At 59.6% G+C, this 13,849-nt stretch carries 15 protein-coding genes; 5 read left to right on the forward strand and 10 right to left on the reverse strand.

From position 1 onward, the window contains the following. Positions 1-239 precede the first annotated feature (239 nt). The 6 genes from flgE to AAEO81_RS21850 form a co-directional block, all read right to left on the reverse strand. Entirely contained in the window at positions 240-1,568 is a 1,329-nt protein-coding gene (gene flgE / locus AAEO81_RS21825; RefSeq protein WP_341958992.1) for a flagellar hook protein FlgE, read from the reverse strand. Between the two features lie 28 nt (positions 1,569-1,596). Continuing rightward, positions 1,597-2,292 carry a flagellar hook assembly protein FlgD gene (gene flgD / locus AAEO81_RS21830; protein WP_341958993.1) on the reverse strand — a complete coding sequence of 232 codons (696 nt, stop codon included), beginning with the start codon at positions 2,290-2,292 and terminating at the stop codon, positions 1,597-1,599. Positions 2,293-2,307: 15 nt separating this feature from the next. Further along, positions 2,308-2,751: a flagellar basal body rod protein FlgC gene (gene flgC, locus AAEO81_RS21835; protein ID WP_166598034.1), complete on the reverse strand. Its 444-nt coding sequence runs from the start codon at positions 2,749-2,751 to the stop codon at positions 2,308-2,310. Between the two features lie 3 nt (positions 2,752-2,754). Then, complete coding sequence (gene flgB, locus AAEO81_RS21840) at positions 2,755-3,162, reverse strand: flagellar basal body rod protein FlgB (RefSeq protein ID WP_166598035.1); 408 nt, start codon at positions 3,160-3,162, stop codon at positions 2,755-2,757. Positions 3,163-3,526: 364 nt separating this feature from the next. Next, the gene (gene cheR / locus AAEO81_RS21845) at positions 3,527-4,354 is read right to left on the reverse strand and encodes a protein-glutamate O-methyltransferase CheR (protein WP_166598036.1); all 828 of its coding nucleotides are present in this window, start codon (positions 4,352-4,354) and stop codon (positions 3,527-3,529) included. 45 nt (positions 4,355-4,399) lie between these two features. After that, positions 4,400-5,332: a chemotaxis protein CheV gene (locus AAEO81_RS21850; protein WP_341958994.1), complete on the reverse strand. Its 933-nt coding sequence runs from the start codon at positions 5,330-5,332 to the stop codon at positions 4,400-4,402. A 142-nt stretch (positions 5,333-5,474) separates the two neighbouring features. Between AAEO81_RS21850 and flgA the strand changes: the two genes are divergently transcribed. The 4 genes from flgA to AAEO81_RS21870 all read left to right on the forward strand — a co-directional run bounded on the left by flgA (position 5,475) and on the right by AAEO81_RS21870 (position 7,987). Then, a complete protein-coding gene (gene flgA, locus AAEO81_RS21855) occupies positions 5,475-6,170 on the forward strand; it encodes a flagellar basal body P-ring formation chaperone FlgA (RefSeq protein WP_256665382.1) in 696 nt (231 codons plus the stop codon). Positions 6,171-6,330: 160 nt separating this feature from the next. Then, positions 6,331-6,648, forward strand: a complete 318-nt coding sequence (gene flgM / locus AAEO81_RS21860) for a flagellar biosynthesis anti-sigma factor FlgM (RefSeq protein ID WP_341958995.1) — start codon at positions 6,331-6,333, stop codon at positions 6,646-6,648. Between the two features lie 49 nt (positions 6,649-6,697). Beyond that, complete coding sequence (locus AAEO81_RS21865) at positions 6,698-7,165, forward strand: flagellar protein FlgN (protein ID WP_166598040.1); 468 nt, start codon at positions 6,698-6,700, stop codon at positions 7,163-7,165. An 81-nt stretch (positions 7,166-7,246) separates the two neighbouring features. Beyond that, positions 7,247-7,987, forward strand: coding sequence for a flagellar brake protein (locus AAEO81_RS21870; protein ID WP_166598041.1), 741 nt, complete (start codon positions 7,247-7,249; stop codon positions 7,985-7,987). A 402-nt stretch (positions 7,988-8,389) separates the two neighbouring features. Here the strand turns inward: AAEO81_RS21870 and AAEO81_RS21875 are convergent, their stop codons facing one another. Next, positions 8,390-9,340: a GlxA family transcriptional regulator gene (locus tag AAEO81_RS21875; RefSeq protein ID WP_341958996.1), complete on the reverse strand. Its 951-nt coding sequence runs from the start codon at positions 9,338-9,340 to the stop codon at positions 8,390-8,392. 142 nt (positions 9,341-9,482) lie between these two features. Then, entirely contained in the window at positions 9,483-10,229 is a 747-nt protein-coding gene (locus tag AAEO81_RS21880) for an SDR family NAD(P)-dependent oxidoreductase (protein WP_341958997.1), read from the reverse strand. 238 nt (positions 10,230-10,467) lie between these two features. Between AAEO81_RS21880 and AAEO81_RS21885 the strand changes: the two genes are divergently transcribed. After that, positions 10,468-10,881, forward strand: coding sequence for an SDR family NAD(P)-dependent oxidoreductase (locus AAEO81_RS21885; RefSeq protein WP_341958998.1), 414 nt, complete (start codon positions 10,468-10,470; stop codon positions 10,879-10,881). Between the two features lie 38 nt (positions 10,882-10,919). Here AAEO81_RS21885 and AAEO81_RS21890 read toward each other — a convergent pair whose 3' ends face one another. Together AAEO81_RS21890 and AAEO81_RS21895 are read right to left on the reverse strand one after the other, a co-directional pair. Beyond that, positions 10,920-12,401 carry an MFS transporter gene (locus AAEO81_RS21890; RefSeq protein ID WP_341958999.1) on the reverse strand — a complete coding sequence of 494 codons (1,482 nt, stop codon included), beginning with the start codon at positions 12,399-12,401 and terminating at the stop codon, positions 10,920-10,922. Between the two features lie 55 nt (positions 12,402-12,456). Then, positions 12,457-13,698 carry a glutamine synthetase family protein gene (locus AAEO81_RS21895; protein ID WP_341964595.1) on the reverse strand — a complete coding sequence of 414 codons (1,242 nt, stop codon included), beginning with the start codon at positions 13,696-13,698 and terminating at the stop codon, positions 12,457-12,459. Positions 13,699-13,849 lie beyond the last annotated feature (151 nt).

The raw sequence follows: 13,849 nt of genomic DNA on the forward strand, positions 1-13,849 counted from the left end.
CTCTCCCTGAGTCGTTTTCACGACACGTTCGTCAATGCATTGGGTTTCGCGGGCAAATGAATGCAATCGAACGGCTCCGGTTCAATGGCATTGATTTGCGGGCGAATTCGATTCTCCCATTGACGAACGTAGGAAATTTCCAGTTATGGAGTGGGACAGCTCTTGATGTTTTCGGAATGGGACGGACAAAAAAAAGCCCCTCCGAAGAGGGGCTGTTTAAGGATTCGACTGTCGCCGAATCAGTTAACCATTTGAATCGTGGTTTGCAGGATGGTGCTCTCGGTCGAGATGGTCTTCGCGTTCGCCTGGTAGTTGCTCTGCGCCTTGATCAACTGAACCAGTTCGCCGGTCAGGTCGACGTTGGATTCTTCCAGCGCAGAACCGGTAATGTTGCCCAGCGTACCCGATTCCGGCGCGCCGGTGACCGGGATGCCCGAAGCGTAGGTTTCACGCCACATGGTGCCGCCCGCCGGAGCCAGGCCCTGGACGTTGGCGAAGGTGGTCAGCGCCACTTGGCCGATCACTTTGGACTGGCCGTTGGTGTAGCTGGCGAACAGGTTGCCGGTGGAGTCAACACTCATGGCGCTGATCTGGCCGGTGTAGTTACCGTCCTGCTTCTTGGAGATCGGACCGCCCACAGCGTTGGTCTGGGTGGTCGCCAGCATATTCAGCTTCATCGTGGCATTGCCGGTGGCCTTGCTCTCTACCCACACCGTCTTACCGGTGCTGTCGAGCGTGCTCTGGCCTGGCTTCCAGCCGTTGATGACCAAGGTGTTGTCGGTCGCGTTCACCGTCACGTTGGGCCCGGACGTGGTAATGGGCAGGAGATTGCCGCTGCCGTCAAACGACAGCTTCGTGACGTCGGCGACTGGCGGGGTAGTTGCCGGGTTATCGATACTCCGACCATCGATCAGGCTGTACATGGTCCATTCGTTCGCAGCGTCTTTGCGGAAATACTGGGACAGGGTGTGCTCGTTACCCTGATCGTCGTAAATCGGCGTGCTGAACGTCGACGTGTAGGTGCTGGTGTCAGCCGGGTCGAACGCCGCGCCGGTGTTGATAAGCTGGGACGAATCAAGGTTGGACGCGATGGAAATCGCCGAGGTGGCCTTCGGCGCCATGTTCGAGTTGTCGATCTTGAGGTCGGTCAGCACGCCGGTCATGACGTTGCCGTTGCCGTCAGTGGCATAGCCCTGCAGACGGTTGCCGTTGTTGTCGATGATGTTGCCGGACGTATCGGTGTGGAAGTTGCCTGCACGGGTGTACAGCTTCTCACCGTTGTTGCTCATCATGAAGAAACCGTTGCCGTTGATGGCAAGGTCCAGGTCACGGCCGGTGCCGGTGGTCAGCGAACCCTGGGTGAACTGCTGGGTCACCGCTGCGGTACGCACGCCGCTGCCCACGTCGGTGCCACCGGAGGTGCCACGGATGGATTGCGCGTATTGGTCAGCGAATTCCGCACGGGAGGCCTTGAAGCCGACCGTGGCGACGTTGGCGATGTTGTTACCCGCCACGTCCAGACTTTTGTTCGCTGCGTAGAGCCCACTCAGACCGATATTGAAAGACATGTATCACTCCTGCGCCGTCGAGTCGGCTCTAGATTCCGATTTGTTGAACTTTGGTCAAGGCAATGTTGGTGCCGTTGGCCAGATTGAGAGTCAGCGGGCTGCCTGCCGTGCCCATGGTCACGCTGTTGACGGTCGCGGGCAGGTAGGTGGTCAGACCGGTGTTCTTGCCATCCAGCGAACCGGTCGCCTCGAAGCTGAAGTTGCCGGAAGGCACGGTTTCGCCCGCGTCGTTCTTGCCGTCCCACGTGAAGTTGGTGGTGCCGGCCTTCTGCTCGCCCAGATCCAGGGTGCGCACGACGGTGCCGGTGCTGTCCTTGATCTTGACGGAGGTGAGGGTACTGGTCGAAGGCAACACCGCCTGACCGGTCATGCCTTTGGTGGTGTCGACGGAGGTCGAGGTGCCGTCGATGATCACCGAGCGACCCACCAGAGACGACGCCTGCAACGCTTGCGACGACTGATACATGCCACCGATGGCATCGACGGAGGTGCTCAGGTTTTGCAGGCTTTCCACGCTGCTGAACTGCGCCAACTGAGCCACGAACTGGCTGTTGTCCTGCGGGTCCAGCGGGTTCTGGTTCTGCAGTTGCGTCACCAGCAGTTTCAGAAAGGAATCCTTGCCGAGCGTGCTCGCCCCGGTGGAAGAGTCGCCAACCTTGCCCGAGGTCGCCGTCTGCAGCGACTTGAGGTAGTCGCTCGATGTGTCGTTATTTACAGCCGTCATGGCGTTCGCCCCTTATCACTGACCGAGGGTCAGGACTTTTTGCATCATTGTTTTTGCGGTGTTCATGACTTCCGCGTTGGTCTGGAACGAACGGCTGGCCGAGATCATGTCTGCCATCTCGTTGACGACGTTGACGTTCGGGTAATACACGTAACCGTTCTTGTCAGCCGCCGGATGGTTGGGCTCGTAACGCGCTTCCAGGTTGGACGCGTCTTCGACGATGCCGGAAACCTGCACGCCGGTGCCCGCCTGGCCTTGATCTTCGAACAACGAAGCGCTGCCTCCCGACTCCTGCCCCTGAAACACGGTGGCAAACACCGGGTGACGGGCACGGTAGGTCTTGTCCATGCTGGACGAGACGGTTTCGGCGTTGGCGATGTTACTGGCCACGGTGTTCAGGCGAGTGTTCTGGGCACTCATGCCGCTACCGGCAATATTGAAAACACTGGATAGAGACATGAATTACTCTCCGCGCAGGGCTGAAACCAGCCCTTTGAACTTGCTGTTGAGCAGGGTGAAGCTGGCCTGGAAGCCAATGGCGTTTTCCGCGTAATTAGCGTTCTCGACCTGAGTGTCGACGGTGTTCTGGTCAAGCGACGGCTGCGACGGCGTGCGGTACAGCAGGCTCGCTTCGCCGGCGTCCATGCCACTGGCTTCGATGTGGTGGCTGTTGGTGGTGTTCAAGGCGAACGTGCCGTTCTTGGCCTTGTCACTCTCGGCCGCCAGCACCTTGGAAAAATCCAGGTCGCGCGCCTTGTAGTTAGGCGTGTCGGCGTTGGTGATGTTGTTGGCCAGCACTTCGGCACGTTGGGCGCGGAAGTTCAGCGCTTTCTCGTGAATGCCCAGTGCGTTTTCGAAGCTGATGCTCATGTCGGGAACCTTTATCGGTTGACCAGATGTTCGTGACAGAGAGATAGCAAGCGGCGTGCCACTTTCCAAAACACCCGTATTCATGGGGTTTCAAAGGACTTGCACCGTGGCAATGCCAGAAAAGCGGCAAGTGATTTCCGCTGTCGGGGAGGAAAGCGGCAAGCGGGGTGTCGTTTTTTTGCCGGTGGGGCGCGCTGTGAGTTCAACTGTAGGAGCGAATTCATGCGCGAAAGGCCCGCACAGGCGACATCTCTGTCGCCCTTCAATCTTTCGCGAATGAATCGCTCCTACAGGGAAATGGCGACAGGCCCCAAAAAAAAAACCCCGCCGAAGCAGGGTTTCAAGACCATCGCCCAACCCACCATCACTTGGCCTGGTAAATGATCCCCGGGCTGCACTGCACCATCTGGTAATGATCCGGCAAACCGTTCAATGCCTCCGACGCCCCGAGGAACAGATACCCGCCCGGCTTTAGCGTCGCATGAATGCGCAGCAGGATGTCCTTCTTCACCTCGGCGGAAAAGTAGATCAACACGTTCCGGCAAAACACGATGTCGAATTTACCCAGCGCCGCATAGCTGTCCAGCAGGTTGAACGAACGGAACTCGACCCGGCTTTTGATCGGCGTCTTGACGGTCCAGCGGCCGGGCGTTTTCTGATCGAAATAGCGTTGCAGGCGATCGGGCGAGAGCCCACGGCCAATCGCCAGGCTGTCGTACTCGCCCGTCTTGCAATTGTTCAACATGCTGCCCGACAGGTCCGTCGCGACGATCTGCGCACCGGCCTTCAATTGCCCCGGATTGCTGCGCTCGAACTCATCGATCGACATCGACAACGAGTACGGCTCCTGCCCCGACGAACAGGCCGCCGACCAGATGCGTGGACGCAAGCCAGGGCTGGCCTTGATCTGCTCCGGCAAGACCTTGCTCTTGAGCACCTCGAACGGATAGGTGTCGCGAAACCACAACGTTTCGTTGGTGGTCATCGCGTCCACCACCTGCTCACGCAAACCACTGCGGGGCTGGCTCTGGATACGCTGGATCAACTCACCCAGCGACTTGATGCCCTGCTGCTCCATCAGCTTGTTCAGGCGGCTGGACACCAGATACTGCTTATTTTCACCCAGCAAAATGCCACAGGCTTTTTCCAGGAAGACCCGGAACTGTTCAAAATCCAAATTACCTGTAGACATGCCGCCTCTCAAATCATGTGAACAGCCAGGAGGGAACGCCCCTCCTCAACTGATATCTGCCGCCTTGATACGCTCTACCACTCTAGCTGCCAGATCGTCCGGCCGGAACTTGGCCAGGAAATCATCGGCGCCCACCTTCTTCACCATCGCCTGGTTGAAGACGCCAGACAGCGAAGTATGCAAGATGATGTGCAGCTTCTGCATGCGCGGATCGTTGCGGATCTCGGCAGTCAAGGTGTAGCCGTCCATCTCCGGCATTTCAATGTCGGAGATCATCATCAGAAATTCTTCTTCGGGCTTCTTGCCCTCGTTCACCAGGTTGCGCAGGAACTCCAGCGCCTGACGACCGTCGTTCAACGCCGTGACTTCAACGCCCACGGTCTGCAGGCAACGGGTGACCTGCTTGCGCGCCACCGAGGAGTCATCGACCGTCAGCACTCGCAGGGAAACGGCCTTGTGCTGGACTTCCGCACTGACCACACCCGCCGAAATGTTTTCCGACACGGGCGCCACTTCGGCGAGGATTTTCTCCACGTCGATGATTTCCACCAACTGGTTGTCCAGACGCGTCACGGCCGTGAGGTAGTGATCGCGACCGGTGCCCTTGGGTGGCGGATGAATGTCTTCCCAGTTCATGTTCACGATGCGTTCGACCGAATGCACCAGGAAGCCCTGAATCTTGGTGTTGTATTCGGTAATGATGACGAACGCATTGTCAACGCTGCCCAACGGGGCCGCACCCGTTGCCATTGCCAGATCGAGGATCGGAATGGTCCCGCCACGAATATTTGCCACTCCGCGCACAATCGGACTGGATTTGGGCATATGGGTAAGTTTTGGGCACTGAAGCACCTCTTTTACCTTGAACACGTTGATCCCATACAACTGCTTGCCATCCAGACGGAACAGCAGCAGTTCAAGGCGGTTCTGCCCTACCAGTTGAGTGCGCTGGTTCACTGAATCCAAAACACCAGCCATGCCCCACTCCTTCCCAAAACGACCAATTGCGCACTGCCCCATCGGCAAGCGGCACGGGCCTTGCTATTTACCTGTCATGAACACACAAACGACAGTATCCCGACACCCGGCCTCCGCCCTTCGCAGTCTTGTCAGCCTGCTCATGGCGGCGTGTCTGCTCTGTGCCGCCGGGATCAGCCGTGCGGACAATGTGACCTTGCCTGAACAACTTATCGGCGTCACCCAGGGCTTTCTTGAATTCACCGTCGAAGACTATTTGGCCACCAGCCAGACCGCCGGTCGTTACGAGATCGAGGTCAAGCAGCTCGACCCTCGCTTGCGCATGGCGCATTGCGACAAGGATTTGACAGCGTCACTGGAAAGCCCCGCCCAACCCATCGGCCGGGTCACCGTCAAAGTACGCTGCGAAGGCAGTGCTCCATGGACGGTGTTCGTGCCCGCCCAGGTACATCTGTTTCGCAATGTCGTGACGGTGGTCCGCCCAATGAAGCGAGATGCCATCGTTTCTGAAGGCGATGTGGCGCTGCGCGAACGCGACGTAGGGCAGCTGGGGCAAGGCTTTCTTGATTCCCTCGATCAGGCGGTCGGGCAGAAAGTGGTCCGACCAACGGTCATCGATCAGATTCTGACGCCCGTTCACTTGGAGCAGCCGCAAATGGTGCACAAGGGCGATCAGGTGGTCATCAGTGCGCGCAGCGGCTCGATGAGTGTGCGCATGCCCGGCGAGGCCCTCTCGGATGGCGGCTTCAACGAACAGATACGGGTGAAAAACCTGAATTCGAAACGCGTGATCAAGGCCAATATCGTGGCCCCCGGTCAGGTCGAGGTGCCTATGTAAACGCTGATGTCCTCTGGCGCTACGCTTGCGCTTTTCCTACACTCGGAACCCATACGCCTGATACGCAGTCCATTTGAGACTGTTTTCGTATAGGCCCTAAAGTTATTCCGGGTTTGGCCGAAACCAAGGCAAGCGTCCTAGAACCCAGAGGTTTTCAATCATGGTCATCGACTTCAGTCGTTTGAATAGTTCCACCACCGTTGGAGGTACGACACGTACTCCTAACGCCAAGGAATCCAGCAAAACCGACGCCGCGGCGACGGTCAGCACTTCCGAAAGCGTCAGCGGCAGTGGCGAGACAGTACATTTGAGCAGCGAAGCTCAACAGTTGCAGAAGATCACTGATTCGTTGCGTGATCAGCCCGTCGTCAACAGCAGCCGTGTCGCTGAGTTGAAGCAGGCTATCGCCGACGGCAGCTACAAGGTCGACAGCAACCGTGTTGCGAGCAAAATGCTTAATTTTGAAGCCCAGCGCTAGCCCCCGGTCCGCGCAGGGGCTTCTGGACGCTTAAATCCCAGGGCATGCGATGCAAGACACTACTTTGCTTCAACTGATCACGGACGATATTGCGCCAGCCCAGCATCTGCTGGAGATCCTGAAGGCCGAGTCATTGGCGCTGCATGGTCGCAATATGGTCGAAATGGAACACATCCTGGCGCAGAAACAGGCGTTGGTGATCGTGCTCGAACAGCACGGACGCAGACGCTCGCAACTGTTGTCGAGTCTTGGCCTGCCCGCCAGTCGAGCGGGACTTGAGGAAGTGGCTAAACACTCGTCAGTGGGTGAGGCGTTATTAACAGCGGGTGATGAACTGAGTGCACTGATAGCCGAGTGCCAAGCGGCCAATGAACAGAACGGCGGCCTGATTCAGTTACAGCAACTGACCACGGCACAGCAACTCAGAATCCTCAACGGTGGCGACACTCCAACGCTCTATGACAGCCGGGGTTCGACATCAGGCAGGGCCAGACCACGTCCGCTCAGCCAGGCGTAAGTTCTTGTATCAAGGCGTGCAACATGATGGCAAAATGCCTCGGCCGCACGCTGTCGTTTTTTGCCTGGAGATGGATAAACCGTGAATGCCTCAAGCGCGGAAGATGTTCCGCAGCCCCCGAAGGTACTTACCACGCCTTTGGAAATTGCCGCCAACATGCGGTTGCTGATGGAAAGTCATGATCCGCTGATCATCACTTTTCACGAGCGCAGTCAGCGCTTCCAGAGCTATGTCATCGACGTTGATCGCGACAGCAACGAGATCGCGCTCGACGAAATGATTCCCCGCGACGGTGAACGGTATCTGGCCAATGGCGAGCCGTTTCGCGTCGAAGGCTTCCACGACGGCGTGCGAATCGCCTGGGAAGTGAAGGCGCAGATGACCATCATCGAGGAGCCGCACAGCTACCGTGGCCCGCTGCCTGAAGAAGTCGTTTACCACCAACGCCGCAATGCCTTCCGCGCAGCATTGAAGCTGGCCTCGCTGGTGGACATCGAAATCGGCGGGGACAAGCTCAAGTCGCCGTTGCGCGGCAAACTGCTGGATGTCTCGGCCACCGGCTGCAAATTGCGCTTTGAAGGCGACGTCTCCGAACGTATGCAACTGGGTCAGGTCTACGAACGCTTTATCGCCTCCCTGCCCTTCGGCAGCATGAGCACCTCGGTAGAACTGCGATACCTGCACTTCGAAGAAAAGATCAACACCACCTTCGCCGGTGTTCGCTTCCACAACATCAGCGGGTTGGTGCAACGCCAGGTCGAACGGTTCGTGTACCAATTGCAGCGCGAAGCCCGTCGCTTCGACAAAGACGACGACTTCTGATAACGGCCCTTCGGGGCCGTTTCATCTTCCACCTATCCCTTTTGGCGGCATCCCACACAAGCCGGTTTCGCCTCGAAGTTTGGCGGCTGGCGCAGGTTCAACTGTGGGAGCGAATTCATTCGCGAAGGGCCGGTACAGCCCACGCATTTCCGTCGCCTGATCCTTCTTTCGCGAATGAATTGGCTCCCACAGAAGTTCTGCGTTGCCTTCGAGACCGAGGCCTGACGCGACCTCAACCTGTGGGAGCGAATTTATTCGCGAAGGGGGCGGTACAGCTGATGCATTTCCAGCGGCTGGTCAATCTTCGCGAATAAATTCGCTCCTACAGAAGTTCAGTGTCGCCGGGACGTCTGGCGACCCCCACAGGGTGAGGCCGTGCACAGGTACGCGCCGTGTGGCACGTTAGAACGCGTCCACCACGGGGCCAAAACTGCGTCGCAGCGATTGGGGTGACTGCCCATAGACACGAATGAACGCCCGACGCATGCGTTCCCGATCCCCGAATCCCGTTTCTGTGGCCACCGCTTCCAGCGAGTGACGCCCCTGCTCCATCATCAGGCGGGCCGTTTCCAGCCGCAGGTTCTCCACGGCCTTGGCGGGCGACATGCCGGTTTCCGCCCGAAATGACCGGCTGAACTGGCGCGGGCTCAGGCAGGCGGCGTCAGCCAGCTCTTCCACCGACAGCTCCCGCCGCAGGTGCTTGCGGGCGTACTCCAGCGACAGTTGGATGCGGTCGGAGCTGGGGCTCATCTCCAACATCGCCGAATGCTGCGACTGTCCGCCGGCGCGACGATGATAGAGCACCAGATGCTGCGACACCTTGCGCGCCAGCTCGGCGCCGTGGTCCTTTTCCACCATGCCGAGGGTCAGGTCCAGTGCCGCCGTCATGCCGGCCGAGGTCCAGATTTTGCCGTCAATGATGTAAATCCGGTCTTCCTCGACCTTGATGGCGGGAAAGCGCTCACGCATTTCACGCGCCCGCGCCCAGTGCACGGTGGCGCGACGCCCATCAAGCAATCCCGCTTCGGCCAGGGCAAACGCGCCCACGCACAACGCGCCCACCCGACGGGACGTCGCGTAGGCATCGATGAGAAACGCATTGATCGCCGGTGAGGCCGACGACGCATCCATGGCGCCACTGATCAGCACCGTGTCGAATTGCGGACGATCCAATGGTTGAGTGGCCACCGAGGTGTACAACGCGCTGGCAGCCACCAGCCCGCCATGCTCAGACAAGACGTGGATGTCGTACAGTTTTTTCTCGGCCGCCAGATTGGCAAATTCGAACGCCGACAACGCGGCGAGGCTCATGACTTGAAAATCAGGCCGGACAATAAGCGCAACGGTTTGCATAGAGGCGGTGCCCGTCACAAAGAACTCGATTCTAGACCCAAGCGACTCGCAAGCAAGCCTTCTCTTTGAAGCGCACTTTCAATCAAAAATGCAGACGCACTGCCCCGCGCCAGAGGCAACGGGACAAAGCGACGCAAGGGAGTCAACCGGCCAGGAAGCCGTTGTTGAACTCGGTCACGAAAGCCATCTCGTTCGGGCCTGGCGCTGCACGCAGAGGCTTGGCACGTTCGACCAGGATTTCATCGGCATCGGTCCCCAGCGCAGCAAGGGTTTCTTCGATGAACTCGCCCAGCGGCATGGCGCGGGGTTCGTCGTTGCTGCCCAACAGGTCGGTCTGGGTCCACGGCGGCGCGATTTCCAGCACACGCACCGAGGTGTCGCGGAGCATGAACCGTTGCGACATCGAGTACGAATGCAGGGCCGCCTTGGTCGCGCTGTAGACCGCAGTCAGGGCCAGTGGCACGAAGGCCAGCACAGACGAGACGTTGATCACGACCGCATCGGGTTGGGTTTTAAGGTGCTCAATCAGCCCGGAGGTCACGCGGATCGGGCCGGACACGTTGGTGGTCAGGGTATCGATCAACAGTTTTTCGTCGATGGGCTTGCTGGCGTCGTCGATCTGCATGATGCCAGCGTTATTGATCAGCACGTTCAGCGTCGGGAAGCGGCGCACCACGTCAGCGGTCACTTTGGCGATGTCGGCTGCATCGCCGACGTCCAGGGTCACACTTTCCATGCCTGGATTCGCCGCAGCGACTTCCTTGAGCAGCGCCTCACGGCGCCCGGCGATGATCACCTTATTGCCGCGTTGGTGCAGGGCTTCCGCCAGGGCGCGGCCGATGCCCGAACCGCCGCCAGTGATGAAGATCGTGTTTTGGGTCAATTTCATGTCGGTTCTCCGAAAGTAAGGGTTGATGCGCACGCCGCCAGTCAGGGCCGTGGAGTTGTGTGCATCTCGGGAACTGATGTTAGAGAGAGGGCGATGGCGCGATGTGCCGTAAAAACACCCTTTCCGGCCATTCGTGCAAGGCCGGAAAACACGTCTTTATTCGTGGCTTTTATGACCGGTGCACGATCGCGACAGGGCTTACCCTGACGCTTGATAACGTCAAGAAAGCAGGTGCGGGATGTTCAGTCACAGAGGCACCGCCGTGATCACCGGCGTTTCGTCAGGCCCAAGCCTGGCATACGCGCGGCGCATGGCCGCTCAGGGATACGATCTGATTCTGGTCGCGGCGGACCGTGATCGGCTGCAAACGGTGGCCAGACGGATCACCGATGTTTCCGGGCGTCTGGTGGAAGTGCTGGCGGGCGACCTGACCCGGCGTGAAGATGCGCAACGGATCGAGCGGCTGTTGAGCGCCGACGCCAGCATCACGCTGGTGGTGAACTATCGCACCCACCGGGCCTTGTTGCCGACGGCGCTGACACACCATGTCAGCGCCGTGATCGAGGTGACGGGCAAGGCGCAATGCCCGCTGGACGACGCGACATGGAGCCTGTTCCTCCTGCAATGGGAACGAAGCGGCCCCCTGCACTGAGCGCTACGTTCGAGACTCGGGAACAGGCGTTTTGAGCCTTACAACGGTCGATCCACGCCCACATCCCGCGAAGCATCATGAGCGGCATCCGGCTTGGCCGACTGAGGCTCGGTGCTGACGTCGCCGTCCACCACAGCCACCGGCCTCACAACGCCTTCGCCTGATGCCACCACCCGTTCCGGCTGTTCTTCGCTGCCCGGTTGCGGCTCCGCCGACTGTCCTGTCTGAGGCTCGGCAGCGTCGGGCGCCGGTTCCGTCGTGGTCTGCATCTGATCCTGAACCACCTGTTCGTCCACCCGTGGGTCGAGGGCCACCACCAGTGGCGAGCTGGACATGCTGTCCGGCATCGCGACGTGGTGCAGTGGCGCGTCGACGACCTGGTGCAGATTGGTGACGGCTTTCGGACGAATCCGCAGCGTCAGAATCAAAGCGATGCAACAGACGAAGGCATAGAGCATGTTGCTGCCAAACTGCTTCATCAGCACGCCCGACACCAACGGCCCGATACTGGCGCCCACGCCGTAGGTCATCAGCAGCATGGCCGTCAGCGACACCCTACGTTCGCCTTCGACGTGGTCGTTGGAAAACGCCACCGCCAGCGGGTACAGCGCGAATTGCAGCAACGACGCCATGAAGCCCATCGCGAACACCGCTTCCAGCGGCAAGCCCGGAAAGACCGCCAGTGGCAACGCCGCCAGTACCAACAGACCGGCCACGCCGCGAATAAGCCAGGCACGGTCATAGCGGTCTGACAGTTTGCCCAAGGGCCCTTGCACAAGAAGACCCGCGCCGATACACGTCGCCATGAACAGACCGACATGCTCTGTACTCAGCCCCTGCTGCGCGGCATACAGCGGCGCCAGGCCGTAAAACGAACCGATGATCAGACCGGCGCTCAGCACCGTGGTGAGCGACTGCGGCACGCGGCGCATGAAGAACAGCGGTTCCAGCGGCGCAGGACGCATCGGCGCCGGGTGAATGCTGCGGGTCATCGCCACCGGCACCAGGCAGAGCGTGAAGCACATCGCGACCAGCATCAGCAGCTCAGGCCCCAGTTGCGGGTGCACCACGAGAATCAGCTGACCGAGGACCAGCCCCAGGTACGACGCGATCATGTAGCCGCTGAACACCGTGCCGCGCTGTTTGGGCGAGGCTTGTTCGTTGAGCCAACTCTCGATGACCATGTACTGACACATCATGCCGAGGCCGACGATCATCCGCAGAAAGATCCAGGCCGGCAGGTAATTGATCAGCCCGTGGCCCAGAACGGCAGCGCCGACGATCCCCGCACACGTTGCGTACGCGCGGATGTGCCCGACCCGGCCAATCAGCCGGTGCCCGACCTTGCCGCCCAGCGCCAGGCCGACGTAGTTGGCGGCCATCAACGCACCGACCCACAGGCCATCGACCTGATCGGCAGCGAGACGCAAGGCAAGGTAGGTACTCAGGAGGCCCGAACCGATCAACATCATCAGTGAGGCAAAATACAGCGCTCGAAACGATTTCCAGATTTGGCGCATTGGCTTTCCAAAAACGAAAACCCTCCTCCAATGGAGGGTTTTCGAACCACGGTTCTTAAGCTTGAGAGGCTAAGACGCGGCGCTCCCAAGGGGTAATTTCGTTGAAGAAACTGGTCAGTTCCAGGGTCTTCGACGCGATGTAGCCTTCGATGAATTCGGCGCCGAACAGTTCCTTGGCCAGAGCGCTGCGTTTCAGACGCTCCAACGCCGCATGCAAGGTACAGGGCAGCGAGAGATTGTCCGGTACGACGAATTCCCCCTGAATCGGCGACGACGGCTGCAACCGCTGCTCGATACCGTACAGCCCGGCTGAAAGACTAGCTGCAATTGCGAGGTAGGGATTGGCGTCTGCACCGGGCAGACGATTTTCCACCCGACGAGCGACCGGTGCACTGGCCGGAATGCGCAACCCGGCCGCACGGTTGTCGTGGGACCAGCAAGCGTTGTTCGGGGAGGCGAAAGGATGACACAAACGCTGGTAGGAATTGACGTTCGGCGCAAATAAAGCGGTGAAATCCGCCATTGCCGACTGCTGCCCGCCAATGAAGTGATGGAATGCCTCCGTCGGCTCCCCCTGCTCATCGCTGAAAATGTTCTGCCCGGTGACGCTGTCGACCACGCTCTGATGGATGTGCATCGAACTGCCCGGCGTATGGGCCAGCGGCTTGGCCATGCAGACCACGGTCAGGCCGTGCTTGAGCGCCACTTCCTTGAGCATGTGCTTGAACAGGAACGTCTGGTCCGCCAGCAATAAAGGATCGCCATGCAGCAGATTGATCTCGAACTGGCTGACGCCCATTTCGTGCATGAAGGTGTCGCGAGGCAACCCCAGCGCCGCCATGCATTTATAGACTTCGCTGAAGAACGGGCGCAGGCCGTTGTTGGAGGTCACGCTGAAGGCTGATTGCCCGTCCTCACGACGACCGTCCAGCCCCACCGGCGGCTTGAACGGCTGAGCGGGATCGCTGTTCGGCGCGAAGACAAAAAACTCCAGTTCGGTGGCCACGACCGGTGACCAGCCGTGACGCGCGTACCGTGCGATCACCGATTTGAGCTGGCCCCGGGTGGACAGGCTGGACGGCTCGCCATCCAGCTCGTCGGCGTCGCAAATCGCCAATGCTCGCGGCTCATCGCTCCAGGGCAGGCGATGGATCTGTTGCTCGTCAGCGATCAGCGCCAGATCGCCGTCGTCACTGCCGTAGAACTTCGCCGCCGGGTAGCCGCCCATGATGCATTGCAGCAGCACGCCCCGGGCCAGTTGCAGGCGTCGCCCTTCGAGAAAGCCCTCTCCCGTCATCACTTTTCCACGCGGCACGCCGTTGAGGTCCGGGGTGACGCATTCAATTTCATCAATGCCCATCAATCGCTGTGCGAGTGAATTATGGCCATCGCTCGACATGACTCAAATCCTTTTTGGCTGGCAGGCCGCGCGGTGTGGTGCGGCAGGC

It is taken from the genome of Pseudomonas sp. RC10 (genome assembly GCF_038397775.1).
Classification (GTDB): domain Bacteria; phylum Pseudomonadota; class Gammaproteobacteria; order Pseudomonadales; family Pseudomonadaceae; genus Aquipseudomonas; species Aquipseudomonas bambusae.

Excerpts from the sequence above, each read along its gene's own strand:
- flgE (WP_341958992.1), bottom strand. The coding sequence starts at position 1,568 with ATGTCTTTCAATATCGGTCTGAGTGGGCTCTACGCAGCGAACAAAAGT.
- flgD (WP_341958993.1), bottom strand. The coding sequence starts at position 2,292 with ATGACGGCTGTAAATAACGACACATCGAGCGACTACCTCAAGTCGCTG.
- flgC (WP_166598034.1), bottom strand. The coding sequence starts at position 2,751 with ATGTCTCTATCCAGTGTTTTCAATATTGCCGGTAGCGGCATGAGTGCC.
- flgB (WP_166598035.1), bottom strand. The coding sequence starts at position 3,162 with ATGAGCATCAGCTTCGAAAACGCACTGGGCATTCACGAGAAAGCGCTG.
- cheR (WP_166598036.1), bottom strand. The coding sequence starts at position 4,354 with ATGTCTACAGGTAATTTGGATTTTGAACAGTTCCGGGTCTTCCTGGAA.
- AAEO81_RS21850 (WP_341958994.1), bottom strand. The coding sequence starts at position 5,332 with ATGGCTGGTGTTTTGGATTCAGTGAACCAGCGCACTCAACTGGTAGGG.
- flgA (WP_256665382.1), top strand. The coding sequence starts at position 5,475 with ATGGCGGCGTGTCTGCTCTGTGCCGCCGGGATCAGCCGTGCGGACAAT.
- flgM (WP_341958995.1), top strand. The coding sequence starts at position 6,331 with ATGGTCATCGACTTCAGTCGTTTGAATAGTTCCACCACCGTTGGAGGT.
- AAEO81_RS21865 (WP_166598040.1), top strand. The coding sequence starts at position 6,698 with ATGCAAGACACTACTTTGCTTCAACTGATCACGGACGATATTGCGCCA.
- AAEO81_RS21875 (WP_341958996.1), bottom strand. The coding sequence starts at position 9,340 with ATGCAAACCGTTGCGCTTATTGTCCGGCCTGATTTTCAAGTCATGAGC.
- AAEO81_RS21880 (WP_341958997.1), bottom strand. The coding sequence starts at position 10,229 with ATGAAATTGACCCAAAACACGATCTTCATCACTGGCGGCGGTTCGGGC.
- AAEO81_RS21885 (WP_341958998.1), top strand. The coding sequence starts at position 10,468 with ATGTTCAGTCACAGAGGCACCGCCGTGATCACCGGCGTTTCGTCAGGC.
- AAEO81_RS21890 (WP_341958999.1), bottom strand. The coding sequence starts at position 12,401 with ATGCGCCAAATCTGGAAATCGTTTCGAGCGCTGTATTTTGCCTCACTG.
- AAEO81_RS21895 (WP_341964595.1), bottom strand. The coding sequence starts at position 13,698 with ATGACGGGAGAGGGCTTTCTCGAAGGGCGACGCCTGCAACTGGCCCGG.